A 26,441-nucleotide genomic window follows, 5' to 3' on the forward strand; every position below is an offset into this window, starting at 1 on the left:
TGTCCCGCAGCGTTTATATCATATTTAAAGGAGGAAAAGATGAAACGCTTACTGGCTTTGTTTCTTTCTTTTACTTGCATGATACTACCCGGCTGCTCGGCAGAACAGAGCGGCGCCGGAGAAAAGCAGAAAACATTGACAGTCTATTCCACAATATCCTCAGACAGCGAACGCGCCGTATTCAGAAAGTTGGCTGATTCATTCCAAAAAGAACATCCGGACATTCAAGTAAACGTTCATTTCCCAGGCAATGACTACGAAAATATGATGAGGGTCAGAATGGCAGCCGGTGACATGCCCGATCTTTTCGACACACACGGCTGGGCTAAAATCCGCTACGGAGAATATACCGCCGACCTCAGCGGCATGTCTTGGACGAAGCGGCTCGATCCGAATTTAAACAGCATGCTCAAAGACGCCAAAGGCAGAATATACGCCTTCCCTCTGAATCAGGCAAAGGACGGACTGGCCTACAACCGCACAATGTTGGAAAAATACAGAATCAAACCGCCGGAAACAATGGATGATTTTATGAAGGCACTGAGACAGATTAAAGAAAAAAGCGGCGGAACAGTCACCCCCTTCTGGTTTGCCGGCTATGAGAAAAGCTCATTTGCCCAATATTACGATCAATTCGCCGCACCGCTTCTCATCACAGATCCCGCACACCGTTACAAAAAACAGCTGTTAAACGGAACCTTCCGCTGGACACACTTCACCTATTTATCTGACAAACTGAAAGAGATGCAAAAGGAAAGCCTGCTCAATATAGATGCCGTGACGGCAAAACGGTCCCAGCTCATTGAACTGATGGCGCAAAACAAAATCGCCTTTACGCTGCAGGGCGGCACCCTCGGCCAAGACGTCGCTCAAATCAATCCGAAGGTAAAAGTCGGCATCATACCGACCCCGGCCGTCCACAAGGGAGACGCGCCGGTTTGGATCGGAGGCGAACGTTACACGCTGGCGGCATTCAAGGATTCCCCGCGGCTTGAAGAAGCGAAACAGTTCATCGCATTTATGGCCCGTCCCGAGCATGCGAAATCAATTGCCGAAGCGACCTCGCTTCCGGCCGGATTAGTGAATGTGCAAACGGACATTTTCTACGCAAATGACTATAAGCGCTATCAGCATATTAAGGTGCAGCCTTATTTTGACCGCCTTTATTTGCCGAACGGAATGTGGGATGTGATGGGGACAGCCGGGCAGGAGCTGACGGCCGATATCTTAACCCCCGCGGAAGTTTCGGCGAAACTCGGCAGGGAATATAAGCGGCTCCGTCTTCAATCTGATTCACAAGGAGCTGACAAAGAATGAGTGATCTTGCAAGAGAAACCCAAGGATTTCAGCATCAAAAGCCGGTAAAACCCGCGTCACTGTGGTGGATGTACGTTCCCGCTCTTGCCACGGTTTTTATTTTCATGATTTTTCCCTTTGTCAAAGGCGCTTTTATCACATTCACAAACTGGAACGGCTTCTCACAGACGTATCAATGGGTGGGGGTCACTCAATATAAAAGGCTTTTTACAGATCCGGACACGTGGCTTATTGTGAAAAACACTTTGCTTTACGGCATCGGAAGCACTTTTTTTCAGAATATGCTCGGACTTTTATATGCGCTGCTTTTGAATCAGAGCTTAAAAATGAAGGCGCTCACAAGAACGATCGTCTACCTGCCCGTCATTATCAGTCCGCTGATTATGGGATACATTTGGTATTTTATTTTCTCATATGACGGGGGTGCGCTGAATGATGTACTGGGCGCACTGGGAATCGGACCTGTCAACGCCTTGGCAAGCCCTGCGGCAAACCCGTGGATTATCGTCATGATTAACACGTATCAATACGCAGGCATTGCGATGATTGTATATTTGGCGGGGCTGCAAAGCATTCCGAAAGATTATTATGAAGCTGCAAAAATGGATGGCGCGGGAGGTCTTCAGCCGTTTTTCACCATCACCCTGCCATTATTGATGCCGGCTGTCACCATCAACATGGTCATCAATATCATCGGCGGGCTGAAGCTGTTTGATGTCATTTTCGCTCTGACCGCAGGCGGGCCGGGCAATTCCTCTCAATCGATGTCGACGTTTATGTATGATTTATATTTTAAACGGCAGGATGCGGGATATGCCGCCGCCCAAGGCGTGTTTATGTCCGTTATTATTCTTGTCATCAGCTTTTCGGCTCTCGTGTATTTCAAGCGAAAGGAGACGGAAATGTCATGAAAACAGCCCGAATGCGGATTTTTACGCTGTTGGCTGCCGTTATCTCGTGCGTTCATATTGTCCCCTTTTATATTTTGCTGACCACGTCATTAAAAGCAAAAGGAGACTACAGTTCAAAATGGTCGCTGCCATCCGCCTTTTCATTTCAGAATTTTCGTGAAGCATGGGAGCGTGCCTCTCTCGGGCAATCCTTTCTGAACACGATCATTATTACAGCCGTTTCCGCCGCCTTGCTAATTTTCATGGGTTCGCTTGCCGCATACCCGCTCGCTAGAAGAAATACAAAGCTGAACAAAATCGTCTTCGGCCTTTTGATTTCCATCATGATTATCCCGCCTTTGACTTCCATGGTTCCTTTATACAAGATGGTCGCTGATGCGGGGCTGGTCAATACGCATGCCGCAGCCATTCTCATTAATACGGCTGCATATATGCCGCTGACCGTTTTCTTATATTCAGGGTTTATCCGCTCTTCCATTCCGAAAGAACTTGAGGAAGCCGCCAAGATGGACGGCGCGGGATTGATCAGGACTTTTTATACAATCGTGTTTCCTTTGTTGAAACCGATTACCGCAACGGTCTGCATTATTTCCTGCGTGTTTATCTGGAACGATTACCAATTTGCGATTTTCTTTTTACAAGATCAAAAGGTGCAGACATTGACCGTGGCCATGGCGGGGTTCTTCGGCGAAAACGCGAACAATCTTCACTTAGTCGCCGCAGCCGCAATTATGGCGATGCTGCCGATGGTCGTATTGTTTTTGGCGCTTCAAAAATATTTTATCTCAGGGCTGTCCTCCGGGGCGGTCAAAGGCTGAGAAGAAAAGGGAGGAATTTCTGTTGAAGAAAATTACGTTTATCGGAGCGGGGAGCACGATTTTCGCAAAAAATGTATTGGGGGACTGTTTACTGACTGAAGCATTAAACGGATTTGAATTCGCGCTTTATGATATTGACGCTGTACGGCTGAAAGAATCTCAGCTCATGCTGGAAAACATGAGAGACCGCTACAATCCGAGTATATCCATCATCTCCTACGATGACCGAAAACAGGCGCTTACACACGCCGGCTATGTGATAAACGCCATTCAGGTCGGAGGCTATAAACCCGCGACGGTCATTGACTTTGACATCCCGAAGCGGTACGGTCTCCGCCAGACGATTGCCGATACCGTCGGAATAGGCGGCATTTTCCGTTCCCTCCGCACCATCCCCGTTTTATTTGACATTGCAAAAGACATGGAAGAGGTCTGCCCGGATGCGTGGCTGTTAAACTATACAAATCCGATGGCCTCTCTGACCGGAGCGATGCTCAGACATACAAATGTCAAAACGGTCGGCCTGTGCCACAGCGTCCAGGTCTGTACCAAAGATCTGTTCGACTCACTCGGCATGGATCACGAAGGTACGGAAGAACGCATTGCCGGCATCAACCATATGGCTTGGCTTTTGGAGATTAAAAAAGACGGAATTGATTTATATCCGGAAATTAAAAGACGGGCACGCGAAAAACAAAAGACGAAACATAAGGACATGGTGCGGTTTGAGCTGATGGATAAATTCGGCTGCTACGTGACGGAATCATCTGAGCATAATGCCGAATATCACCCGTATTTTATAAAAAGCCGGTATCCGGAGCTGATAGATGAACTCCAAATTCCGCTTGATGAATATCCGAGGAGATGCGCGGAACAAATCAAAAACTGGGAAACGATGAGAGACGGGATCATCAACAACCAAAACCTGACGCATGAACGCTCGAAAGAATACGGTTCGAGAATTATAGAAGCGATGGAGACGGGCCGTCCGTTCACATTCGGCGGCAATGTGCTGAATACCGGGCTGATACCGAATCTGCCGGCGAAAGCGGTCGTTGAAGTGCCGTGCGCCGCCGTTAAAAACCAAATTATGCCGTGCTATTCCGGCGAACTTCCGGAGCAGCTCGCGGCGCTCAACAGAACAAACATCAACACACAGCTTTTAACCATCGAAGCGGCCGTTACATTAAAAAAGGAAGCCGTATATCAAGCGGCCATGCTTGATCCGCATACGAGCGCCGAGCTTTCCATGAATGACATCATCTCTTTGTGCGATGACTTATTTGAAGCGCACAAAGACCGGCTTCCGGCTTATCACTGATCATTCGCGATCCGGTCCCGGGCGGGCTGGATCGCTTTATATGTTCAGCACCAGTTTGACCGTCTGTAAGGTGTGTCCTTTAAAATCCTCTTCAAATTCACATACCCTTTGAAACCCTTTCGCTTGATAAAAGGATAAGGCGATACGGTTCTCTTTTTCTGCATGGACATAAAGCTTTTTTACCCCGCCGGACTGCCTGATGCATTCTTTAAGAAGTGCCGTGCCTATCCCGCTTCCCTGGCAATCCGGATCAATATAGATGGCGGTCAGCTCCGCATTTCCGTCTTTTTGAACCGGGGTGGCATTTGCAAAACCGAGCACTCGCCCCTCTTCTTCCGCCACAAAGAATAAAGAATGCAAGAGCCGGCGTTCCATCATCTCATCCTGATAGGCGGATTCGAGAAACTGATCCTGAATGTGTCTGGGAATAATCCCTTCATACGTATGATGCCAGCTGCGTTCTGCGACTTGCCGGACCTGTTTGATATCGTTTGTTTTCATCGCGCGGATCATCGGTTTCACCTGATTCGCCTCCCGTTTTTTTATAAAAAAAGAAGAAAAAGACGCACGTCCCTTTTCTTCTTTCACTTCAAAGCGTTATTTCTTCGGCTTTGTTTCGCCTTCCCACTCCAGCATGCCGCCTTCAACATTAACTGTACGGAAGCCCTGCTCATGTAAATACATACAAACGTTCATGCTTCTTTTTCCGGAACGGCAGATAAATACATATTCCTTGTCCTTGTCTAACGCATCCATCTTCTCAGGGATGTCCCCCATGCGGATATGAACGGCCTCCGGAATCATTCCTTCGGCAACTTCTTCGTCTTCTCTGACATCAATCAGATACAGCTCTTCTCCCGCTTTTAATTTTTCTTCCAGTGCGGCTGTGCTGATTTCATTTATTTTCAATGCGTGACACTCCCATTCATCTTTATGGTGTTAAGTATACCAAAGCCCGCGGTGCAATTTCTATGATAGAGGCCTGATAAAAAAGCCCCTCTCTGTAGGAGAGGGGCTTCGTCCGGTCAGTTTGCCACGATATTGACAAGCTTGCCCGGTACGGCAATAATTTTTCGGATCGTTTTTCCTTCAAGCTGCTCTTTTACTTTTTCGTCAGCTTGTGCGAGCTGTTCTAACGCTGCTTTATCAGCATCAGCCGGAACCATTAATTTCGCTTTTACTTTTCCGTTCAGCTGGACGACGATTTCCACTTCATCGTCCACCAGTTTTGATTCGTCATAAGCAGGCCAAGCCTCGTATGCAATCGAACCTTCGTGGCCGAGTTTTTCCCACAGTTCTTCCGCCAAATGCGGCGCAACAGGAGAAAGCAGCTTCACAAAACCTTCGATATATTCTCTCGGCAGTTCATTCGCTTTGTAAGCTTCATTAATGAACACCATCAGCTGAGAAATGCCCGTGTTAAAACGAAGGGCTTCGAAGTTTTCTGTCACTTTCATGACCGTTTCATGATAGACGCGCTCAAGAGTTTCGCCCGCGCCTTCTGTCACTTTGCCCGTCAGCTCGCCGTTTTCCTCGATAAACAAACGCCATACGCGGTCAAGGAAGCGGCGCGCTCCGTCAAGGCCTGATTCAGACCAGGCGATAGATGCGTCAAGCGGCCCCATAAACATTTCGTACAGGCGAAGCGTATCTGCTCCGTGAGACGCCACAATTTCATCCGGATTGACGACGTTTCCGCGGGATTTACTCATTTTTTCATTGTTTTCCCCGAGAATCATCCCTTGGTTATACAGCTTTTGGAACGGTTCTTTCGTCGGCACGACACCGATATCATAGAGGAATTTATGCCAGAAACGAGCGTACAGAAGGTGAAGCACGGCATGCTCCGCTCCTCCGATGTAAATATCAACGGGCAGCCATTTATCCAGTTTCTCAGGTGAAGCGAGCTGATCCGGATTTTTCGGGTCGATAAAGCGGAGGAAATACCAGCAGCTTCCCGCCCATTGCGGCATCGTGTTCGTTTCTCTTCTGCCTTTTCTGCCCGTTTCAGGATCAGTGACTTCCACCCACTCTTTAATGTTGGCAAGCGGTGATTCACCTGTTCCGCTCGGTTTGATCTCATCGGTTTTCGGCAGAATCAGCGGCAGCTCTTCCGCCGGAACGGCTGTTGACGTGCCGTCTTCCCAATGAATGACCGGAATCGGCTCGCCCCAATAGCGCTGGCGGCTGAACAGCCAATCACGCAGACGGTATGTCACTTTTTTCTCACCGTTTTTCGTTTCTTCAAGCCAGGCGATCATTTTTTCAATCGCTTCCGCTTTATTCAGTCCGTTCAGAAAGCCGGAATTGACATGTTCTCCGTCTCCCGTGTACGCTTCTTCTTCCGTGTTTCCGCCTTTTACGACTTCTTTGACAGGCAGGCTGAACACTTTGGCGAATTCAAAATCACGTTCGTCATGCGCCGGCACGGCCATTACAGCGCCCGTTCCGTAAGAGGCGAGGACATAATCCGCTATCCAGATCGGCAGCTTTTCCCCGTTTGCAGGGTTTACGGCATATGCACCTGTGAAGACGCCCGTTTTTGTTTTCGCAAGATCCGTCCGTTCCAGGTCACTTTTCGCCTGAACTTCTTTAACATAAGCGTCTACCGCTTCTTTTTGTTCAGGCGTCGTGATGGCCTCCACAAGCTCATGCTCAGGAGCCAGTACGGCATAAGCCGCGCCGAACAGCGTGTCCGGTCTTGTCGTAAACACCGTAAACGTGTCATCAGTGCCGTCGATCGCGAAATGCACGTTTGCGCCTTCTGAGCGTCCGATCCAGTTGCGCTGCATGTCTTTAATGCTTTCCGGCCAGTCAAGTTCTTCTAAATCTTCAAGAAGCCTGTCCGCATAAGCGGTGATTTTCAGCATCCATTGTCTCATCGGGCGGCGTTCAACCGGATGGCCGCCCCGCTCGCTTTTGCCGTCAATGACTTCTTCGTTCGCAAGCACCGTTCCGAGCGCCGGGCACCAGTTGACCGGCACTTCGTCTACGTATGCGAGCCCTTTTTCGTACAGCTTGGTGAAGATCCACTGCGTCCACTTGTAATAGTCCGGATCAGTCGTATTGATTTCACGACCCCAATCATAAGAAAATCCGAGTGATTGGATCTGGCGGCGGAAATTATCTATATTTTGTTTTGTGAACTCAGCCGGATCATTCCCCGTGTCAAGCGCGTATTGCTCGGCAGGAAGCCCGAACGCGTCCCATCCCATCGGATGAAGCACATTGTACCCTTGCATGCGTCTCATGCGAGAAAGGATATCGGTTGCCGTATAGCCTTCCGGATGTCCGACATGAAGGCCGGCTCCTGAAGGATACGGAAACATGTCAAGCGCGTAAAACTTCGGCTTGTCATTCTCTTCACTGACGGCGAACGTTTTATGATCCAACCAGTAATTCTGCCATTTCTTTTCTATTTTTTCGTGCTGAAAACTCAACGTAAAAACCTCCTTCTGATTGAATACGGCGTATGTAGTCCAAGTATTGACGGGATGAGGAAGATTATATTCAGATTATTCTAAAACTAAAAAAAACTCCCTCATCCCTAAAAGGGACGAGAGATTTTTGTTTCCCGCGGTACCACCCTCGTTAGCGCGGTTTTAAGCCGCACTCACTTGATACTTTTAACGCAGTTATGCGTCAGCGGTTTTGCCGCTGCAACTCTGAGGCGAGTTCGGAAACAGACTTGATTGACTTGCACCGGCCGTCAATTCTCTGAGTGCGAAATCTGCTTCTTACTGCTCCTCTTCACTGTTCTTATCGCTACCGTAATCTTACCTGTATTTTATAGAATTCTGTTCATAAGTGCAAGCAGGTTTGTATACAATGGGAATGTACCCGGAACGGGTCGTGAGCGGGGATATTATTTTGATGGAGGATTTTTTTGCTGGTGTGGTTTTGCTTCGGCCGAATCACTGTTTTGTTCTCTGACAAAATCAAAGCTCCTGAGAACAGCTTCTCCGCCGTAGCCTGCGATTATGGATAAGATGACGAGTTGAATTCCTGAATCGGGGTCAGCGGATAAGACAAGTAAGATGGAAGCAGCCATTCCGATAAAACCATCTTCCAAAAAACCGAGATAGATAAACCGCTTTGTCATTCTGGGTTTCTCCAGCCTGCCTCTCTTTTTCACATGACCGAGAACCCCCATGATGCCTCCAATTACACAAGCAATTATTACCTGATGCAGCATCTTCATCACCTTCCTAAAGCCCTTATTTAGTAAAGCGACTTCAGGCCATCCAGCCCCCTTACGAATACGATGATTTTCGATATCTACATACCGGCGATTGAGCAGGAAAGTAAAAAGCTTGTTTCTTCCATTATATGTGAACACATGATCGGTAAGCTTGATGCATTAGATTCATTTTTCACCCAGTGACAATGACCTAGTCACTTACTTAGCGATGATGTGCCTTCCCCTTATATATTCAGTGTATATGAGGACAAGCCCGAATGACAAATTGCAAACTTCGGCTGCTTGAATCAGAACATATGTTATGCTACGGTTACTGTAGATTCATTTAAAAAGGGGAGAAACAACGGCTGAAAAAAGCGTGCAGCTTTACGGCCAAAAGGGGGTTTTACATGGCTGACTCAAATGTATCCGGAAAACTGGAGCAGCTGGAGCTTATCAAAAAGGCGCTTGATCACGCACGCATCGGCGTGGTGATTACAGACCCCTCTCTTGAGGACAATCCCATCATATATACAAATCAGGGATTTATGGATATGACAGGCTACGCTTCCGAAGAGATATTAGGTAAGAACTGCAGATTTCTGCAAAGCAAAGAAACCGACCGTCAACAAGTCGCGAAAATAAGAAAGAGCTTAAACCAGAAAGAAAAGATCACGGTGCGGCTGAAAAATGTCAAAAAAGACGGCACCCCGTTTTGGAATGAACTCAACATTGATCCTCTGTATGTTGAAGACAAGCTCTATTTTGTCGGTTTTCAAAAAGACATTACAGAGCAGAAAGAATACGAAAAGCTCCTGGAGGATTCCCTCACAGAAATCACGACGCTGTCAACACCGATTGTTCCGATCCGAAACGGCATCTCCGCCTTGCCGTTAGTGGGAAACTTAACGGAAGAACGATTTGATTCAATTGTGACAACTTTGACGGACATATTAACCGCATCTAAAGATGATTACTTAATTATAGACTTATCAGGTTTGGCCGAGGTAAACGAACAGACGGCAGACCAGATTTTCAAATTGCACCACCTGCTTAAATTAATCGGCACAGAACTGATTATCACCGGGATCAAGCCTTCCCTCGCCATGAGAATGAATCAGCTTGATGCCAGCTTTTCTTCATTAAAGACGTATTTAAACGTTAAGGACGCCGTCAACGTGCTTCCGGTCGTATAAACAAAAAAATCCCGCCGAAACAGCGGGATTTTTTATGTCGTCATCGCACTTGGACGTTTTGTTTATTAACGGTTTTCAGGCGTTTGTCGTACAGCACCGTCGCTGCGATGCTGACAACAAGAAGCACCATCAGGATCAACAGCAGCACGCTCATGCCGTACTGATCAACCAGCACGCCGCCAAGGAGCGGCCCGATCATTCTGCCGCCCGTCGCCGCACTGTTGACGAATCCTTGGTAAAACCCTTCTTTCCCCTTAGGCGCAAGCTGATTGGCAATGGTAGGAACGGCAGGCCAGACAAGCATTTCTCCGACGGTTAAAATCACCATTGCGGTGAGGTACATCGGAAATTGCTTGGCGCTAAGAAGCACGCCGAACGAAACGATAAAAATACAAAAGCCGATGACCATCTGCGTTTTTAACGCGCCGGACCATTTTTTCAGAACAGCTCCTATGAGAGGCTGTCCGGCGACAATTAATATTCCGTTTACGGTCCAGAGCACACTGTATAATGAAAGCGGCATACCGATGCTTTGAGTATGTGACGCAACGGTTGTGGACCACTGCGAATAGGCAATCCACCCGAGAACATACCCGCCGCTCAATATGAGAAGCGCCGTAAATTTCGTTCTGCTGCTGACAGGCTCGTAGTCCAGAACAGAAACCTGGCTCGCATTTCCGGTTTTGATATTTCGAAACCCGAAAAATACGATAAGGAAAAACAGCACATACAGCAAAGCATTGGCTAAAAACACGTACGTAAACGAGTACGCCGCAACCATCCCGCCGAGTGCCGAGCCCACGGCGACACCTGCGTTCTGAGCTACATAAATCGCATTAAAAGCTCTCCGCCCGCCTTCTTTCCATACCGCTCCCGCCATGGCGTAACTGGCCGGAAACACGATACCGGAACCGAAGCCGACAATGATGAGCAGCCAAATATAAACGGGCCATTGGTGAAACAGAACGAGTCCGAGAAGACTTGCCAATGTGATCATAATGCCTAGCATAATGGATTTGAATCCGCCGATTTTATCAAACAAAAATCCGCCGCATAAATTCCCCGCCACACTGGCCCCGGAATTCAGCATCAGAACAATCCCCGCAACAGTCAGCGATTTCCCTAAATGATTATGAATATAGATCGTATTCAGCGGCCACAAAAAAGATGCGCCCGTCACATTGATAAACATTCCGATGATTAATATCTTCAAAGCGCGCGGCATACCGATCCCCCTCTCTCTATAAAAAACCCCATGAAAAAACGGAAACCGCAAGCCGCGGCTCCGTATCGATCACGTTATCATAGCACATTCATTCTATCGCCGCGGACGTCTTTTTTCAACATCAGAATCTGAAAAAAATAATGCCGGAATGTTGAAAAAATTACAAATGATTGGATTCGCAAAAACAGCCCGGCTTCATGCTCTTTTCCTCAGCAGCCAAAACGGCATATACAGAATGAAAAAGCTCAATATCACCGCCGCTTCCATTGATAGAAGATACCACGGCCAAGGTCCGAAAACATTCAGAAGCGAAGCGGTCTTCGGTTTTTTCATTAAATATAGATAATTTGCATTCAGCACACGATCAATAAAAAAGACACACGCCCCGTACAGATTTACGATCAGCACCGACACCCACAGCCCGCGCGCCGACGGCCTGTACCTTTCTGAAGCGGCCATGAATAGACAGGTAAGAAAAACACAGCCGTGGGAGACGAAAAACACGATGTATCGAAAATGCGGGAAAGAATACGCCCCTAAATCAGGTGTTGCCATCGCCTGTACGGCGCTGCCCAAACCGGCAAAATAGAGGAAGGCGAATAGCTTTTTGCTTTTTGTCATGACCATCAGCATCGCCAAATAGACGGAAAGGTCGCTCAGCTGCAGCGGCAGAGCTGTTTTCAGCGACCAGGCATGATGACAAAGCAGCCATATATGATAGCTGATCTGCGACACGGCAAGGAGAATGAATAGTACATAGCGGATCATACGGCTCTGGTTGAGCTTTTTCCGGAATACGATCACGCCCGCCCCCAGCAATCCGATGATCAACAATGTGAAAATGTGTTCCTTGGAAAAAAGATGAAAGGCCCCTGTTTCAGATTTCAATTGAAAATACTTCTGCATAAGGCTCCCCCGCGCGAAAAAATGACGTATGTCTATTCTTTTAAAAATCGCTTTCTTCTATTCATACAAAAAAAGCCTCCGCTTATGCGGAGGCTCCTCAATTGTTTTACAAGGCGGATTGAATGACCTTTTTATAATACAGCACCGACAGCATGCCGAAGATGGAGTACAGCAGCGTATACAGCGCCATGACGATGATCATCGGCGTCCACACTTCCGTTCCGAATAAAAACCATCCTGACTGAACGGCAAAATAGCTGTGGAACAGCCCGAGAACGAGCGGAATCCCGAAATGATACGCCTGCTTCCGGCGGATGCCTTTCAGCAGATCTCCCGTTGTGAAGCCGAGCTTCCGCAATATCGTATAATCAGCCTTCTCATCCTCACACTCGCCCATTTGTTTAAAATAAAGGATACAGCCTGAGGTGATCAAAAAGGTTAATCCCAAAAAGCCGACAATAAACATGATCAGCCCCATGTTTTTCTTTTGCGTGTCAGCCGTTTCAAATTGTGAAAGCGCACCGTCTGAATAGTGCTGCGCCTGAAACAGACCATCAGCTTTTTGGATGTCCTCTTCTCGTTTGAGTGTAATGCCGAAAAAACGATTTGATTTTCCCTGGATGGACGGGTCGATATCTTTCTCGATCCGGTCGAATACCTGCTGCGTGACGATAACGGTCGGCAGCCCTCCGCTTGTAAATGTATATGACAGGAGGAAGTCGTTCTTCAAGCCCTTATACGCCAGCGGTATTTTATCCGTTTTGCCGTTTATATCAATGGAACCCGACGTTTTCAGGTCGAGAAATCTTTTCATCATATCATTATATCCGGTAAACACGGCTTCTCCGTCAGAAAGCTCCGTCCCTTCTGCGTCTTTCTCGCTTATAATCGGCAGCGCCAAGCTGGACGGGTCTTGTTGAAAGCTTTTCATGTCGCCGTTTATAATGTTCTTCATATTGACACCGGCTTGAATGGTCTTGATTGTTTTTACTTTGTGTTCAATTCCGTTTTTCTTCAATAAAGCGGTAAAAGAGTCAGTCTCCTTTTGGTTATCAAACGCAAAGTCCGCGGCTGTATTTTGCTCAGCCGATTTTTCCGCGGAGTAGTACGAGATATAGCTTAAAGACAGCAAACCGATTGCCAGCGCCGAAAGAGTCGTAATAATCGTCAGCAATACGGCGTTTGACTTCATCCGGAACATGATGGATGACAAAGACAGCACTTCACTGACATTCAGATACCCGCCTTTTGATTTCCGGATGAGATTTGCCAGAAAGCTGACCGAACCTTTATAAAACAGATAGGTTCCGATAATGACCGAGCCGAGAATAAACACCATGGCCGAAAACAGTTCATTCATGCTCGTAAAACTGCCTCCGAATAAATCCGCGGACACAGCATAGCCGGCGATAATGGCCGCAATACCGACAACGCCGATCAACATCTGCACCCAAGAAAGCCGTCTTATGCCGCTTTCTGACGATGACGCGGTTTTAAATAAAGACAAAATGCTTTGCCGTTTAATAAATAAGTAATTCATCATCATAATCAGCACGTAAATTGCCCCGAACACAATTAACGTCTGAACGAGCGCCTTGCTTGAAAAAAACAGTGATACAGAGGCTTTCACACCGACTGTATGAAACAGCATCATCATACATAATTTCGAGAGGGAAAAGCCGGCAAAAATACCGATCCAAATCGATCCGAAATACAAAATGAAATTTTCTGCGCTGAGTATGCGGAAAATGTGCATTTTCGTCATGCCGATTAATCGGAATAAGCCGATTTCCCGGCCGCGCCGTTTAATAAAAATGGTGTTGGCGTATAAAAGAAATACCGACACGATCGCCACAAGCAGTACAGAGGCGGCCCGGATTGCCGCCGCTCCTTTTATGGAGCTTTTCATTTCATCAAGCGCAGGATCGTATTGCATCGTGACAAACGCGAAATAAAGGGCGGCGCTGAACACCAGCGCAAAAACGTAAAGATAATAGTTTTTCATATTCTTTTTCAGGTTCTGGAAGATCAAATGATGAATACTCATGCCTGAACCCCGCCCAATACACTTTGCGTTTTCATAATATCCTGAAAAAAGTCCGGTCTGTCCTGACCGCCTTTATTCAGCTGCGTATACACACGGCCGTCTTTAATGAAAACCACACGTCCGGAATAGCTGGCGGCAACCGGATCATGCGTCACCATCACAATGGTGGCGCGGCGTTTTTGATTCAGGCGGCTGAGTTTATTCAATAAATCCGTGGCAGCCTTTGAATCGAGCGCTCCGGTCGGCTCATCAGCAAAAATAATGCCCGGCTCGTGAATAACAGCTCTTGCGGCAGACGTCCGCTGTTTTTGTCCGCCGGAAATTTCACTCGGATACTTATGTCTCAAATCATAGATCCCAAGCTCCTCTGCCGTCTCGGCAAATCGCAGGTCCGCCTCTTTCTTAGACATTTTCGTAATGGATAACGGCAGGAGTATGTTTTCCTTCACGGTCAGCGTGTCCAATAAATTATAATCCTGAAAAATAAAGCCGAGATGCCGTTTTCTGAATTCGGCAAGCTGTTTTTCTTTCATGGATGTAATCTCCGTCTCGTTCAGTTTAATGGTGCCCGAGCTCACTTTATCAATGGAGGAAAGCACATTCAAAAGGGTCGTTTTCCCTGATCCTGACGGGCCCATAATGCTGACGAATTCCCCTTTGTGAATCTGAAGATCAATTCCTTTCAGCACCTCTTGTTTATTCAGCTTGTTTCCGTAGCTTTTTTGGATATTGCCTGCTTCTAAAATCATCACGTTATGATTCTCCTTTTACATTGGTTATCTTTATTTTAAAAACAGAAGCCGTTTTTTTCGTTTGATTAAGCGAACAAAAGAGAAAAGCATGTGACACTTTTGTCACACGCTGAACATGCTGACGGCATCGTTCTGTTTTGGAAACACCAAGGTAAAAATCGTGCCGCTTTCCGGCTCAGAGCGCACGCTGATCTGGATGAGAAGCGGAGCCGCGGCTTTTCGAGCCAAATACAGGCCCATCCCCGTTGACGCGTGATCTCGCCTCATTCGCGTCGAGGTAAATCCTTTTTCAAAAATGCGCGGAAGATCTTTGGGCTCGATGCCGATGCCGCGGTCTTCGATATCGACATGCACCCGGCCGTTTTGTTCATAGCTTTTTACGGTAATGTCATCCGCTTCACTGTATTTGACGGCATTGCTTAACAGCTGCCTGATGATGAAGGAAAGCCATTTTCCGTCACTGTGAACGTCCGGCGAATCAAGCTGAATGTCAAACCCGATCCCTTTTTGTATGCACCATGATTGCAGGTTTTTAATTTCTTTGAAAACGAGCGGTCTGAGCTGAATGCGCTGGAATGATAAATCATTTTCAATAAAGGACAATCGTTTCTGATGAAGCTGCTGGTCCAGGAGATGGTGAATCCGCAGCCATTCATACAGCAAAGGGGCTTTCAGCGGCTGTTCATCAAGGCGTTCGATCATGAGATGCATCGCTGTCAGCGGTGTTTTGACCTCGTGAATCCATGACATCAGATCATCCTTTTCATGCTCTGACGCCGCCTGAAGATCAAGTGAGCTTTTTCGTAATTGCTCTGTCTGCCCTTCAATGCTTTCTTCAACGATAGACTCAAACGGACTGTCAGGCGCTTTAAGATAAGACATGTCTAAATTGGCGTCCCACTCTCTTAAGCTTTTATAATAGGCGGTCTCTTTACGATAGCGGAACAAGAGAAATACAAGAAACACAAGAAGCGACAGGTAAACAAAATACAGCACCGAAAAAAACGGAATAGACGGATCAATATATGCCGCAAAAAGGAGCACAGCCTGCTGCAAAAGAAACATCGCGATCCAGCTTTTTCTTTCGAGCAGAAATGATTTAATCATAAAGACCGTCTTCTTCCTTTGCGATGTATCCCTGTCCCACCTTGGTTTCAATCATTTTCCCGATGCCTAATTGATCGAGTTTTTTCCGCAGCCGGTTGACATTCACCGTCAGCGTATTATCACTGACGAAACGCTCATCATTCCATAGGCTTCTGATGAGTTCTTCCCGGCTGACGATTTTATTTTTCTGCTCAGCCAGCAGTTTTAAGATCAGCATTTCGTTTTTGGTCAGTTCGACCGAACCGTTTTTACGGCTGACCGTGTTGGTTTCTGTGTCAATGACCGCCCCGCACCATCTTTTCATCAGCGCCGGTTCTGTGCCGTATTGGTGCACACGGCGGAACACCGCCTGTATTTTCGCGATTAACACATCAAAGTGAAAAGGCTTCTGAATAAAATCATCTGCCCCGAGCTGCATCGACATGACCATATCCGCAGGATGATCGCGCGAGGACAAAAAGAGAATCGGCACGTTTGATTGGGAGCGTATCATTCTGCACCAATGAAAGCCGTCAAATTTCGGCAGCTGTACATCAATGATCACCAAATCAGGCTTAATTTCGGTAAACTCCCGGATGACCCGGCTGAAATCCTTTATTCCGTGCACCGCAAATGACCAGCCCGTTAATCTCTCCTTCATCTCGTGAAACAAAGTGTTATCATCTTCTATTAACAAAATGTGAAACATGGTATCCGCCCTTTTCTGATAGATAGAGGAAAAACCGGCTGATGTCCAGCCGGCTTTTTTCCTTTACAGTTCTCTTCTTAATGCGGTCAGAACGTTGGTTTTTGTCGCTTTGCGGGCCGGATTCATACCGGAAATCACCGCGACCCCCGCACAAATGACAACTGCGATCACAACGAGGCTGAGCGGGATGTAGGAGAAGGTATAATGAAGATCTTCAGCTCCGGTATTTCCCCCTACCGCTTTCAAGATAACCGGCACAGCCAGATTGACGGCAAAACTCACTCCGTAAGAAATGATAATCCCGATGACAGAACCTAATATCCCGATATAGGCGCTTTCCATCAGGAACATTCTGCGGATGATGGACGGGCTTGCGCCGATCGCTTTCATAATCCCGATTTCCTGCGTTCGTTCCGTCACCGCCATCGTCATCGTATTGAAAATACCGATGGCTGAAATCACGACGGCGATAAAGCCGACAAAGATCAGACCGATTTTAAAGACGAGGAAAAAGGTGTTGACGCCCTTCAGCTCGGTTGTGACAGATCTGACATAAAAGCCGTCATCCGTGAGGTCATGAGTAAGCTGATCGACATGATCGAATTTGTCCGCATACACATTGATGCTTTTTTCCGCATTTCCATTCTTCAGATCCAAGAATGTCGAGAAGTCTTTCTTGAATTGATCACTCACAAAAATATTTGTATCCTCCATCCAATCTTGGGACGGTTTTTTTGTAATTCCGACTACTTTGAAGTCGTACGTTTTCGTTTTTTCAACGTCTCCGTCTTTGTTTGTTTTGGAGATGCTCAGCTGTATCGTTTTATTAAGCAGGTCTTTCGTATAGCCTTTTGGTTTTTTCACCTCCGACATGTCGCCTTGGTGATCCTTTAACTCTTTGTCGTAAGCGTCAGCCTCTTTTTTCGTCAATAGGTTCTTCGCAAAATCATAGCCGACCACGATTTCATTCTCTGTACGGGCGACTCTTCCCTGATCAAGCTCCATATTGGCTTTGACTTCATCTTTCATGTTTGTCAGCACAATGGCTGAATCTTCATTTGTTCGGTTTCCCAATGACGCTTTGTTCGGTTCATACACTTGTGTTCTCTCAACGACAGACTTGACATTTTTATACTTTTCCAAGTCTGATTTCTTCACGGCTTTTCCGTTTTCTTGGCCGAGCACATTGATTTCCGTAACAATCTGCTGGCTCATCGTAATGTCTGTAATCGTTTTTTGGATGCCGAATCCGACGGAAGCCAGCACCACTAAAAACGCGCACGCCATTGTCGTCGCCAGCACCGTCATGAAAACACGCAGCCGGTTTTTCTTCATATTTCTTCTGATAAAGTGAATCTGATCCTTAAATCTCAACAGTAACGCCCCCTTTTAATACACCGTCATGCAGCTGGAATTTTGAATGCGCGATCGAAGCGACTTCATCGTCATGCGTAATGATGACAAATGTAATCCCGCGCTCCCGGTTCAGCTGCTGAATTAATGCAAGCACCTCAAGTTCCGTTTCTGAATCGAGGCTTCCCGTCGGCTCATCGGCTAAAATAATTGACGGATTTAAAATGAGGGCTCTTGCGATACTGACACGCTGCTGCTGGCCGCCTGACAGCTCATTCGGATAATGATTCGCATGATTCTCAAGTCCGACCCGTTTCAGCATATCTGCGACTTTCTGCTTGCGTTCAGACGGTTTGACGCCTTTTAAGGCAAGCGGCATTTCAACATTTTCATAGGTTGTCAGACTCGGAATGAGCTGAAAGCTTTGAAAAATAAAGCCGAAATGCCCGAGGCGGAACTGCGCCCACTCTTTTTCATTGAAACCCGTCACATCAGTGCCGTTAATGACGATACGGCCCTTTGTCGGCGCTATGTATCCCGAAATTAAATTCAGAAGCGTTGATTTTCCGGAACCGCTCCGCCCGACGATACAGGCAATTTCCCCTTTTTCAACGGTCAAAGAGACATCCTTCAGTACCGGAACCTCACTCTCTCTGCCTTTCCTGCCGATTTTAAATGAATGATCGATATGCTGTACCTCTATCACGTACACCACTCCCCCTTATATCTGTTTCGTTTTTTTATAGATGAAGTAATAATTAATGAAAAACCCGATAACCGCACCGATGAGCATGCCGAATATGTAGCCGGTATACGAACGGTTATAAGCATATCCGCATACCCCCGCACTTCCCAGCATACTGAGCGACATGACGAGCACTTGAATGATGCGTTCAATGTGTTTGCTCAGGATAAAATGTCCGCTTCGTTCATTCGGCATTTTCAGGAAATTCACATAGCCGAATAGATAGAAACAAAATCCCATTATTGCGGAGATGAACAATGCGTGTTTCATGTAATACATCCATGATGTATGGATGTAAGCGGCAGGCATGAAATAGATCAGAAACCCGCTCCAAGGGAAATCAATATCCGGCACAGCCTGCCTGCCAAAAAGGAACTCAGCGTTTAACAGGTAAATCGTCATAACCACGATCGGAAAGACGGAAACCGTGAACGCTGTGATCAGCTGCGCCGCTAAATTGCCCGTTATCGTGCCGGCAGCTGTCACTAATGCGTAAATCATCAAGCTGATGACCAGCATCCCTGCGCTGAATGATTGAAAATGATGGACAGCGTCAGGTTTAAGCGCTAGGAACAATATGTCGGATACTCCGTAAGAAACAAACTGTGAGCCGGCTAACACGGCTGCTCCCAAGAAAAACTTCGTATGAAATATCCGGCTTCTCGAATACGGAAGACTCAGTGTAAACATCCTTTCAGCCCGGCCTGCTCTTATCAGAAAAAGCCCCATAACAACCGGCGGAATGAAATGAAGCCCAATCAAATTCCGATAATTGATGTAATCGATGCTGAATGTACAAACTGACCCCGGGTACAGCTGAAGTGCACGTAAACAATCCTTATAGTGAAAATACTCATTTATAATTGCCAAAGGGCCTAAGATAGATAAGAACCCCGCTGTAAGCAGCAGCAGCGTCTGCCGCTGCTTCCATTCTTTATAAAGCAAACCGCTAATCGGCACCTTGCTTTCCTCCAAACTGTTCATTCTCAAACAGATCTACATATGCTTTGACTTCCTGTAAACCGTAAAATAACTGATGAAAAATCCGATAATCGCGCCGAAGATAATGCCGGCTAAATAGCCGAACATCGTGTCTGTGACCCCATATCCGAAAACGCCGAAACCCATAACGGCAAAGGCAATCACCAAGATCTGCACCGGCCGGTCCAATTTTCTCCAAAGAAAGAATCTGCCGTTCCGTTCATTCGGATGTTTCAGAAAGCTGACGTAACCGATCAGATAAAAGACAAGGCTCATCACAATCGGAATGATTAAAATCAAATCTCTTTCTCTGATCCAGTCGTTAAACACATATCCAATAGGGGTTATAAATATAAAAAGACGGGATTCGATATAACTGCTGATAAAAGAAAATTGATCTCCGACACTAAAATCGAAAACGACCTCCAAATTCGCGGCCGGCAGACCGATGAGTAAAAAAGGCAGAACCGTTACGGTAAACGCCGTTAACAGCTGGGCGAATAAATGTCCCGTTATTGCTCCGGATGCCATTAACAAGGCGTAAGCCATAAAGCTGATGACAATCATTCCGATTGAAAAATGATCAAAATCGTACGTATGGCTCGGTTTCAACAAAGATATCAGCAATGACGCCGCTCCATAGCCTATCGCCTGAGGAACAACAATGACTGCCCCGCCGAGCCAGAATTTCGTCTGAAAGATTTGGCCTCTGCTGTAAGGCATGCTTAACAAAGCATCCATCGTTCCCTTTGTCCGTTCCAAGCCTAATAAGAAGACAGCAATGATGACACTCACAACCCAGCTGAAGGAAAGAGGCGACCCATTCGTATAATTGACAACAAATTCACAATCTTGAAGAGCTGGGTTATTCAAACATTCTTGATATGTTGAGTAGTTGTTATAAACCATAAAAGGGTTTGCCGCCATTAAAAGAATGCCGCTGCATAAAAACAACCACTGATTTTTTTTCCATTCTGTGTACAACAATCCCCGCGGTATCATTCCGGTCCTCCTCTCTTACACATGCTTCGTTTTTTTATAAATCACAAAATAACTGACCAAAAATCCGATCGCTCCTCCGACCAGCATCCCGGCCACATACCCTGTCATCGTATGTCCCGTCGAGTACCCCGCCAGGCCAAAACCGAGAACGGCGATGATGATCACCACAATCTGAATGGGCCGGTCAAGCTGTCTCCAGAGAAAAAAATGGCCGTTCCGTTCCACCGGCTGCCTGACATAGCAAAAGTACCCGATGGCATAAAATACAATGCTCATCACTGCCGGAATGATTAATATATACTTGCTGGCAGATACCCAGTCCGTATTAACATACATGATCGGAATCAGATATTGAAACGAATCGTTTAGGTAAGCATTGACTGATGGCATCAGCTCATTCATGCCGACCCTGAAGATAACTTCCGCATTTGTCAGCGGCAACGTAATAATCAGGTAAGGCGCTATCGACACGGCAAACGCCGTTAACAGTTGGGCGAACGTATTCCCCGTTAAGCAGCCCGCGCTCGCAACCAATGTAAAAGCCAAAACACTCACAATAATCTCTCCGACGCTGTAATGGTGGAAGAAATATACGCGCTCAGGCTTTAACAGAAGAATGAGCAGCTCAGCCAGCCCGTAGCCGATCACCTGAGCGCCGGTAATGACCGCCGCTCCGAGCCAAAATTTAGTGTGGAACACCTGAGCGCGGGAATAAGGCAGACTGAAAAGCGCATCAATCGTTCCTTTCGTACGTTCCAGTCCGAATAAGCAAACCGCCAAAATCACAGCGGGCGCCCAGTTTAAGTTCAGCATTCCGCTATCCAAAGAATTCACATAAAACTTACAATATGCTTCGTGGGTGTCCAGACAGCCTTGATAAACCAGATAGGTATTTAACACTTCAAATGGATTGACCGCCGCTAAAAAAATGCCGACCATCACAAGAACAGTTCGATTCTGCACCCATTCCCTGTACAGCAATCCCCTGTCTACCATCTCCGGTTCCCTCCAAACTTCGCGATGAAGACTTCTTCTAAGTTCACAGGAAGTTCGTTCCATACTTTCGGCTGCAGCTCTTGCAGAAAGTTCTTTTTCTTCTCATCGTTCTTTTGAATCAGCACCGTATAAAACACACCGGCATGGTCGAGAATCGGTATATTTTGTTCTCTGATCTTCAAGGCGACGTCCTCTTCAAATGCCATTTGAATTTTCATGTACTCTTCCTTCATATCATCCAAGTCCATCACATTCGTCAGCTGGTTTCCTTCCAAAAACCCGATCCGGTTGCACATTCGCTCAATATCTTCTAAACGGTGTGAGGTAATCAGAATGCTCGTTTCCCGTTCAGCTACTTCATCCACCATAAGCTGAAGCACGTCATGACGCGTTACGGCGTCAATTCCGTCCGTCGGTTCATCCAAAAGGATAAGAGCCGGGCGTGAAGCAAAGGCAAGGACGAGCGCAAGCTGTTTTTTCAGGCCTGTGGATAATTCACGATATTTCTTCGTTTCCGGAATGCCGTACCTGTTCATCAGCTCATTGGCGTAAGTCACATCAAAATTCGGATAGATTCTGCTTACAATCGCAACAAGCTGTTTATATGTATACTTGTCATAAAAAGGATTTTCAACAGGCATATAAATAATGTTCTGTTTGACTTTCGGATGACGCTTTATTTCCACCTGATTAAATAAAACCGTCCCTTGATCCGGCAGCAGAATCTGCTGAATGAGCCGGAGCAGTGTTGTTTTCCCTGATCCGTTCCGCCCGAGCAGCCCGAAAATTTCACCTTTTCCGATGGTGAGCGAAATATCTTTGAGCACTTCTTTACCGTCTATCGTTTTTGAGAGATTCCGCAATTCAATCATGATCCTTGCCTCCTTTCACATCAGCGCTGATTTCCTTTATCCATTCCTGCAGCTTCTCCAGCTCAACTCCCGCGTAATGGGCATCGATGATGAGCTGTTTCAATTGCTCTTTTATCATCGTCATCTTCCCTTCAACCAATGTCGTTTTTGCATTCTCCGATATATACGTTCCTCTTCCCCTCAGCGTTTCAATGACACCATCGCGTTCGAGCTCCTTGTACGCTTTGCTGACTGTGTTCGGATTGGCGATAATAATCGTTGCCAATTCCCTGACAGAAGGAAGTTTATCCCCCGGCTTCATGATCCCTTTTAAACAAAGCTCTTTCAATTGCTGTATGATCTGCTCATAAATCGGAGTTGAGCTTCTCGGATCGATTTGAATCATTTACTTCCCTTCTTTCTTTTACGAGCTGCTCTCTTTCTTTAAATGTTCTGCCATTGAAAACCGATGACGACAAGAACGACAAACAGACTGCTGGCTAAAACCGAAGCGGCGATAATAAGAGGCACATCTTGTTTTACGGATCTTTTGTTTTTCATGAAAGTTCCCCTTCCCTATGCTTAACATTTATATGTCGATTCATTTTTTGAGTGTTTTATGTGTATTACATCAAGTAGTACACGTAATACAATAAACACACTCAGGCCTATTGTCAATTCTTTTTTAAAAGAAATACAAAAAAACCCGCCGGGATTCCGGCAGGTTTGCTGAACCATTTGAAACGGCGCGGTCAGTAATCAAAATTACGCTGCAAAATCATGTTGTTTTGCAAGGTCTGCAACTGCAATCTCATTCGGTAAAGCTGCTCTCTTTGCTGATCATTCGCAGATAATGACAGCTTGTTTAATTCATTCACCGCGTTTTCAAGCATCATTTGCGCTTCACTGTACTCATTATCATTATAATGCTCTTGTTTTGAAGCGGTCATAAATTGCTCATTCGCAAATTCATACGCCTGTTCGCTTCTTTGGAGATGTTCATCTACTGATTGTCTTGTTGCCAACGAAACCCCTCCTCAGTGAATGGGAAATCAAACTTAGTTTGAGCGGACCAAAAATAATAACACCCGAAGGTTGCAGGAAAGAGAACCAAATTTTCCGCGTTTTAGCTAAAAGAATGAGAATCCTGCCTGGAGTCATAATAAACAAAAGAAAGCCCCATCCTGTTTTCAGATTGTGAACCCCCATCATTCATGCTACAATTTTAGGATGCATCTGATGTGAGGGAGGCTTTTTGAACATTGAACGAGAATAACCCTTTTCCTTATTCAAATACGGAAAAACGGTACCATACATTAAATTATCATCTGCGGGAGCATTTCGGGCATAAAGTGTTTAAAGTCGCGCTTGACGGCGGTTTTGACTGCCCGAATCGGGACGGCACGGTTGCACACGGCGGCTGCACATTCTGCAGCGCGGCGGGCTCCGGCGATTTTGCCGGCAACCGGGCCGATGACTTACTCACGCAATTTCACGATATCAAAAACCGTATGCACGAAAAGTGGAAAGACGGCAAATATATCGCATATTTCCAGGCGTTCACGAATACGCATGCCCCGGTAGAGGAGCTGCGTGAAAAATTTGAATCCGTCCTCAAGCTTGACGGCGTTGTCGGCATGTCTATCGCGACCCGTCCGGACTGCCTGCCGGACGATGTCGTGGAATATTTGGCAGAACTGAATGAGCGGACCTATTTGTGGGTTGAACTCGGGCTGCAGACCGTGCATGAACGGACCGCACTCCTGATCAACCGCGCCCATGATTTTGACTGCTATGTTGAGGGTGTCAATAAACTGAGAAAACACGGCATCCGCGTTTGTTCCCATATCATTAACGGGCTTCCGCTTGAAAACAGGGACATGATGATGGAGACGGCCAAAGCCGTCGCTGATTTGGATGTGCAAGGCATTAAAATTCACCTGCTTCACTTATTAAAAGGCACACCGATGGTGAAGCAATATGAAAAAGGAAAGCTGGAGTTCCTTTCTCAAGAAGAATATGTAAGTCTTGTATGTGATCAGCTCGAAATCATTCCCCCGGAAATGATCGTTCACCGCATTACGGGAGACGGGCCGATCGAATTAATGGTCGGGCCGATGTGGAGCGTCAATAAGTGGGAAGTACTGGGCGCCATTCAAAAAGAGCTGGAAACACGGGGAAGCTATCAAGGAAAGCTCTTCAGAAAGACCGGGGAGGAGACCGCCCTATGACCTTGATGCACATCCTCCCTTTCAGTAAAGAATTGCTGAAGTCCGCCGCACAGGAAGGTGATATCACGGTTGACGCGACGATGGGCAACGGACATGATACATATTTTCTGGCCGGCCTTGTCGGTGAGACAGGACATGTCCATGCCTTTGATATTCAAGCGGACGCACTCGCTAAAACGAAGGAGCGGCTCGGTGCCGACTTCGGCCCGCGCGTCACGCTTCACCATAAAAGCCATGATCAAATAAAGGCATCGCTGCCTGAAGATGCGCACGGTCGTGTGGCTTGCGCCGTCTTTAATCTCGGCTATCTGCCAGGCGGCGATAAAAGCATTACGACAAACGGCCGCTCAACCATTTCCGCGATCGAACAGCTCCTTGAACTGCTGAAGGAGAACGGGCTGATCGTTCTCGTTGTGTACCACGGGCATCCTGAAGGCAAGACGGAAAAAAGTGCATTACTGGAATACTGCAGCAATCTTGATCAGGAAAAAGCCCGCGTGCTGAGCTACGGCTTTCTCAACCAGCAAAACGACCCGCCGTTTATTATAGCGATTGAAAAGAAATCTGCCGGCAAATAAAGAATCGGCCCGTCATAAGCGGGCCGATTCTTTTTGTGTTTACTTTTCAAGAAAAATCAATTACTATGAAAAAATGGAAAAAAGTTCATCTTTTAAGCGTAACATCTGAGAGGAGCGGCAGTTTGAATATTCTTCGCATCATATTTTCAAGTGTTCCCTATGTAATGTTTGTCATCATTTTATCAAGACATTTAGGATTTGAGTTCGCGAAAACCTATTACTGGTGGTTTGCTGCATTTTTTGTCATCGGGCTGATCGGCAAATTCGCAATGCACCTTGCGGCAAAAAAGAAACCGTTAAAAAAAGAGACAGCGTAAAATGCGCATGTCTCTTTTTATTCACTGTTTTGCAGCACGCTGCGTGTATAAGCGGGATTGTTCGTAAAGACACCATCTGCTTTTTGTTTCAGCATAATAGGCGTCAGCGTATGCTCGTCTTCCTTATCAAAAAACACGTGCACTTTCATCTTATTGTGATGAATGCGCTTCACGACTGCTTCATTTGCCAATTTGGCGTTGATCCCGACTGTATCAGCATACGTTCTGATGGTTTGCAGCTGCTTATCATTTATCTCCTCAGCCTCGTTATCTTTTAATAATCGAACAAGAGGAACTTTTTTATTCATAGAACGAACTTTCTTTAAGCTCTTCCCGCTAAAAGACTCAATGACTGCTTTATGGCCGGAAATCAGCTTATGTTTTTGTAATATGTCAATCAGTTTCTTTTCCATCACCAGGCTGCCGTTGCTTTCTCTTGTCTCAATATAGTAATTGGCAGTTTGTCCGAATTTCTGTATGATTTCTTCTAATGTTAAAATCTTTTCTCCTTTTCCCGCATTCAGTTTCTTAATCTGAGCCAAAGACAGATCATCTGTCATCCCTTTACCATCTGTTGTCCGATCTACCGTTTTATCGTGAATTGCAATCAGACGGCCGTCCTTCGTCTCCCGTAAGTCTATCTCAATATAATCTGCTTTGTCTTTAATCGCACGTGCATAAGACAAAGCGGTATGTTCCGGCTCAATCGCAGAAGAGCCCCTGTGCGCTATCAAGACAGGATGATAGCCGGCGGAAGCATGGGTGACGGAGCAGCCTCCGGAAATGGAAAGTAATGCTATGACCGCTAAATACTTTAATTTTTTCATAAAATTAAAGTATCATATTCTGCAGGCGCACACAATGTTTCATTCTTCACATCATAAATAAAAAACTGCGCCGTCATGATGTACACGAGAGG

General features: G+C 46.4%; 27 protein-coding genes and 1 other annotated feature. Of the genes, 8 read left to right on the forward strand and 19 right to left on the reverse strand.

Translation table 11 applies throughout. The features are described from left to right. The first annotated feature begins 39 nt into the window (after positions 1–39). From L3V45_RS14130 to melA, 4 genes are read left to right on the forward strand one after another with little or no spacing between them, the layout of a single operon-like run. Positions 40–1,317, forward strand: coding sequence for an ABC transporter substrate-binding protein (locus L3V45_RS14130; RefSeq protein ID WP_015387831.1), 1,278 nt, complete (start codon positions 40–42; stop codon positions 1,315–1,317). Further along, positions 1,314–2,228, forward strand: a complete 915-nt coding sequence (locus tag L3V45_RS14135) for a carbohydrate ABC transporter permease (RefSeq protein WP_003152306.1) — start codon at positions 1,314–1,316, stop codon at positions 2,226–2,228. The genes L3V45_RS14130 and L3V45_RS14135 overlap by 4 nt, the downstream gene beginning before the upstream one ends. Next, on the forward strand, positions 2,225–3,046 hold the full coding sequence (locus L3V45_RS14140; RefSeq protein ID WP_025853350.1) for a carbohydrate ABC transporter permease: 822 nt from the start codon (positions 2,225–2,227) through the stop codon (positions 3,044–3,046). The genes L3V45_RS14135 and L3V45_RS14140 overlap by 4 nt, the downstream gene beginning before the upstream one ends. A gap of 22 nt (positions 3,047–3,068) precedes the next feature. Further along, positions 3,069–4,367: an alpha-galactosidase MelA gene (melA, locus tag L3V45_RS14145; protein WP_003152304.1), complete on the forward strand. Its 1,299-nt coding sequence runs from the start codon at positions 3,069–3,071 to the stop codon at positions 4,365–4,367. Between the two features lie 36 nt (positions 4,368–4,403). Here melA and L3V45_RS14150 read toward each other — a convergent pair whose 3' ends face one another. The 4 genes from L3V45_RS14150 to L3V45_RS14165 form a co-directional block, all read right to left on the reverse strand. Further along, positions 4,404–4,880, reverse strand: coding sequence for a GNAT family N-acetyltransferase (locus tag L3V45_RS14150; protein ID WP_079005010.1), 477 nt, complete (start codon positions 4,878–4,880; stop codon positions 4,404–4,406). A gap of 84 nt (positions 4,881–4,964) precedes the next feature. Beyond that, positions 4,965–5,276: a rhodanese-like domain-containing protein gene (locus L3V45_RS14155; RefSeq protein WP_003152299.1), complete on the reverse strand. Its 312-nt coding sequence runs from the start codon at positions 5,274–5,276 to the stop codon at positions 4,965–4,967. Between the two features lie 116 nt (positions 5,277–5,392). Then, a complete protein-coding gene (leuS, locus tag L3V45_RS14160; RefSeq protein ID WP_025853355.1) occupies positions 5,393–7,807 on the reverse strand; it encodes a leucine--tRNA ligase in 2,415 nt (804 codons plus the stop codon). A gap of 109 nt (positions 7,808–7,916) precedes the next feature. Then, positions 7,917–8,130: a binding site (T-box leader), on the reverse strand. A gap of 102 nt (positions 8,131–8,232) precedes the next feature. Further along, complete coding sequence (locus tag L3V45_RS14165) at positions 8,233–8,568, reverse strand: DUF4257 domain-containing protein (RefSeq protein WP_015418038.1); 336 nt, start codon at positions 8,566–8,568, stop codon at positions 8,233–8,235. Positions 8,569–8,957: 389 nt separating this feature from the next. Here L3V45_RS14165 and L3V45_RS14170 point away from each other — a divergent pair, with 389 nt between their 5' ends. Beyond that, entirely contained in the window at positions 8,958–9,743 is a 786-nt protein-coding gene (locus L3V45_RS14170) for a YtvA family blue-light photoreceptor (protein WP_003152294.1), read from the forward strand. Between the two features lie 40 nt (positions 9,744–9,783). On the opposite strand, the gene L3V45_RS14175 is transcribed toward L3V45_RS14170, so the two are convergent. The 14 genes from L3V45_RS14175 to L3V45_RS14245 form a co-directional block, all read right to left on the reverse strand. Next, positions 9,784–10,968 carry an MDR family MFS transporter gene (locus L3V45_RS14175; RefSeq protein WP_014305612.1) on the reverse strand — a complete coding sequence of 395 codons (1,185 nt, stop codon included), beginning with the start codon at positions 10,966–10,968 and terminating at the stop codon, positions 9,784–9,786. A 195-nt stretch (positions 10,969–11,163) separates the two neighbouring features. Beyond that, on the reverse strand, positions 11,164–11,874 hold the full coding sequence (locus tag L3V45_RS14180) for a YwaF family protein (RefSeq protein ID WP_025853358.1): 711 nt from the start codon (positions 11,872–11,874) through the stop codon (positions 11,164–11,166). A gap of 106 nt (positions 11,875–11,980) precedes the next feature. Beyond that, positions 11,981–13,921, reverse strand: coding sequence for an FtsX-like permease family protein (locus L3V45_RS14185; protein WP_003152291.1), 1,941 nt, complete (start codon positions 13,919–13,921; stop codon positions 11,981–11,983). Then, positions 13,918–14,673, reverse strand: a complete 756-nt coding sequence (locus tag L3V45_RS14190) for an ABC transporter ATP-binding protein (protein WP_003152289.1) — start codon at positions 14,671–14,673, stop codon at positions 13,918–13,920. Before L3V45_RS14190 ends, L3V45_RS14185 begins: the two co-directional genes overlap by 4 nt. Before the next feature lie 102 nt (positions 14,674–14,775). Beyond that, positions 14,776–15,780 carry a sensor histidine kinase gene (locus tag L3V45_RS14195; RefSeq protein WP_052586453.1) on the reverse strand — a complete coding sequence of 335 codons (1,005 nt, stop codon included), beginning with the start codon at positions 15,778–15,780 and terminating at the stop codon, positions 14,776–14,778. Further along, entirely contained in the window at positions 15,773–16,468 is a 696-nt protein-coding gene (locus L3V45_RS14200) for a response regulator transcription factor (RefSeq protein ID WP_014305616.1), read from the reverse strand. Before L3V45_RS14200 ends, L3V45_RS14195 begins: the two co-directional genes overlap by 8 nt. A gap of 63 nt (positions 16,469–16,531) precedes the next feature. Further along, positions 16,532–17,842 carry an ABC transporter permease gene (locus tag L3V45_RS14205; RefSeq protein ID WP_003152283.1) on the reverse strand — a complete coding sequence of 437 codons (1,311 nt, stop codon included), beginning with the start codon at positions 17,840–17,842 and terminating at the stop codon, positions 16,532–16,534. Next, positions 17,832–18,527 (reverse strand): ABC transporter ATP-binding protein, encoded by a 696-nt coding sequence (locus L3V45_RS14210; protein ID WP_003152281.1) that lies wholly within the window; start codon positions 18,525–18,527, stop codon positions 17,832–17,834. The genes L3V45_RS14205 and L3V45_RS14210 overlap by 11 nt, the downstream gene beginning before the upstream one ends. Positions 18,528–18,542: 15 nt before the next feature. Further along, entirely contained in the window at positions 18,543–19,526 is a 984-nt protein-coding gene (locus tag L3V45_RS14215; protein ID WP_014305619.1) for a hypothetical protein, read from the reverse strand. A 36-nt stretch (positions 19,527–19,562) separates the two neighbouring features. Then, on the reverse strand, positions 19,563–20,549 hold the full coding sequence (locus L3V45_RS14220; protein WP_014305620.1) for an ABC transporter permease: 987 nt from the start codon (positions 20,547–20,549) through the stop codon (positions 19,563–19,565). Between the two features lie 15 nt (positions 20,550–20,564). After that, positions 20,565–21,545 carry an ABC transporter permease subunit gene (locus L3V45_RS14225; RefSeq protein WP_014305621.1) on the reverse strand — a complete coding sequence of 327 codons (981 nt, stop codon included), beginning with the start codon at positions 21,543–21,545 and terminating at the stop codon, positions 20,565–20,567. After that, the gene (locus tag L3V45_RS14230) at positions 21,539–22,417 is read right to left on the reverse strand and encodes an ABC transporter ATP-binding protein (RefSeq protein WP_003152276.1); all 879 of its coding nucleotides are present in this window, start codon (positions 22,415–22,417) and stop codon (positions 21,539–21,541) included. The genes L3V45_RS14225 and L3V45_RS14230 overlap by 7 nt, the downstream gene beginning before the upstream one ends. Continuing rightward, complete coding sequence (gene ytrA, locus L3V45_RS14235; RefSeq protein ID WP_003152275.1) at positions 22,410–22,802, reverse strand: GntR family transcriptional regulator YtrA; 393 nt, start codon at positions 22,800–22,802, stop codon at positions 22,410–22,412. The genes L3V45_RS14230 and ytrA overlap by 8 nt, the downstream gene beginning before the upstream one ends. A gap of 346 nt (positions 22,803–23,148) precedes the next feature. After that, positions 23,149–23,421, reverse strand: a complete 273-nt coding sequence (locus tag L3V45_RS14245) for a YtzC family protein (RefSeq protein WP_003152272.1) — start codon at positions 23,419–23,421, stop codon at positions 23,149–23,151. Between the two features lie 237 nt (positions 23,422–23,658). Here L3V45_RS14245 and L3V45_RS14250 point away from each other — a divergent pair, with 237 nt between their 5' ends. The 3 genes from L3V45_RS14250 (at position 23,659) to L3V45_RS14260 (ending at position 25,522) form a co-directional block, all read left to right on the forward strand. Continuing rightward, positions 23,659–24,627: a tRNA modification radical SAM protein MnmL/YtqA gene (locus tag L3V45_RS14250; RefSeq protein ID WP_003152268.1), complete on the forward strand. Its 969-nt coding sequence runs from the start codon at positions 23,659–23,661 to the stop codon at positions 24,625–24,627. Beyond that, on the forward strand, positions 24,624–25,205 hold the full coding sequence (locus L3V45_RS14255) for a tRNA 5-(aminomethyl)-2-thiouridylate-methyltransferase MnmM (RefSeq protein ID WP_014305624.1): 582 nt from the start codon (positions 24,624–24,626) through the stop codon (positions 25,203–25,205). The genes L3V45_RS14250 and L3V45_RS14255 overlap by 4 nt, the downstream gene beginning before the upstream one ends. Positions 25,206–25,327: 122 nt before the next feature. After that, positions 25,328–25,522 (forward strand): hypothetical protein, encoded by a 195-nt coding sequence (locus L3V45_RS14260; protein WP_003152265.1) that lies wholly within the window; start codon positions 25,328–25,330, stop codon positions 25,520–25,522. Between the two features lie 17 nt (positions 25,523–25,539). Here L3V45_RS14260 and L3V45_RS14265 read toward each other — a convergent pair whose 3' ends face one another. Further along, positions 25,540–26,349, reverse strand: coding sequence for a glycerophosphodiester phosphodiesterase family protein (locus tag L3V45_RS14265; RefSeq protein ID WP_236837043.1), 810 nt, complete (start codon positions 26,347–26,349; stop codon positions 25,540–25,542). Positions 26,350–26,441: the final 92 nt, after the last annotated feature.

Source organism: Bacillus sp. R45 (assembly GCF_021729365.1).
Taxonomy (GTDB): domain Bacteria; phylum Bacillota; class Bacilli; order Bacillales; family Bacillaceae; genus Bacillus; species Bacillus velezensis.

Excerpts from the sequence above, each read along its gene's own strand:
- L3V45_RS14175 (WP_014305612.1), bottom strand. The coding sequence starts at position 10,968 with ATGCCGCGCGCTTTGAAGATATTAATCATCGGAATGTTTATCAATGTG.
- L3V45_RS14185 (WP_003152291.1), bottom strand. The coding sequence starts at position 13,921 with ATGAGTATTCATCATTTGATCTTCCAGAACCTGAAAAAGAATATGAAA.
- L3V45_RS14230 (WP_003152276.1), bottom strand. The coding sequence starts at position 22,417 with ATGATTGAATTGCGGAATCTCTCAAAAACGATAGACGGTAAAGAAGTG.
- L3V45_RS14170 (WP_003152294.1), top strand. The coding sequence starts at position 8,958 with ATGGCTGACTCAAATGTATCCGGAAAACTGGAGCAGCTGGAGCTTATC.
- L3V45_RS14220 (WP_014305620.1), bottom strand. The coding sequence starts at position 20,549 with ATGATACCGCGGGGATTGTTGTACACAGAATGGAAAAAAAATCAGTGG.
- L3V45_RS14180 (WP_025853358.1), bottom strand. The coding sequence starts at position 11,874 with ATGCAGAAGTATTTTCAATTGAAATCTGAAACAGGGGCCTTTCATCTT.
- L3V45_RS14195 (WP_052586453.1), bottom strand. The coding sequence starts at position 15,780 with ATGATTAAATCATTTCTGCTCGAAAGAAAAAGCTGGATCGCGATGTTT.
- L3V45_RS14265 (WP_236837043.1), bottom strand. The coding sequence starts at position 26,349 with ATGAAAAAATTAAAGTATTTAGCGGTCATAGCATTACTTTCCATTTCC.
- L3V45_RS14150 (WP_079005010.1), bottom strand. The coding sequence starts at position 4,880 with ATGATCCGCGCGATGAAAACAAACGATATCAAACAGGTCCGGCAAGTC.
- L3V45_RS14255 (WP_014305624.1), top strand. The coding sequence starts at position 24,624 with ATGACCTTGATGCACATCCTCCCTTTCAGTAAAGAATTGCTGAAGTCC.
- ytrA (WP_003152275.1), bottom strand. The coding sequence starts at position 22,802 with ATGATTCAAATCGATCCGAGAAGCTCAACTCCGATTTATGAGCAGATC.
- L3V45_RS14225 (WP_014305621.1), bottom strand. The coding sequence starts at position 21,545 with ATGGTAGACAGGGGATTGCTGTACAGGGAATGGGTGCAGAATCGAACT.
- L3V45_RS14135 (WP_003152306.1), top strand. The coding sequence starts at position 1,314 with ATGAGTGATCTTGCAAGAGAAACCCAAGGATTTCAGCATCAAAAGCCG.
- L3V45_RS14130 (WP_015387831.1), top strand. The coding sequence starts at position 40 with ATGAAACGCTTACTGGCTTTGTTTCTTTCTTTTACTTGCATGATACTA.
- L3V45_RS14165 (WP_015418038.1), bottom strand. The coding sequence starts at position 8,568 with ATGAAGATGCTGCATCAGGTAATAATTGCTTGTGTAATTGGAGGCATC.
- L3V45_RS14140 (WP_025853350.1), top strand. The coding sequence starts at position 2,225 with ATGAAAACAGCCCGAATGCGGATTTTTACGCTGTTGGCTGCCGTTATC.
- L3V45_RS14200 (WP_014305616.1), bottom strand. The coding sequence starts at position 16,468 with ATGTTTCACATTTTGTTAATAGAAGATGATAACACTTTGTTTCACGAG.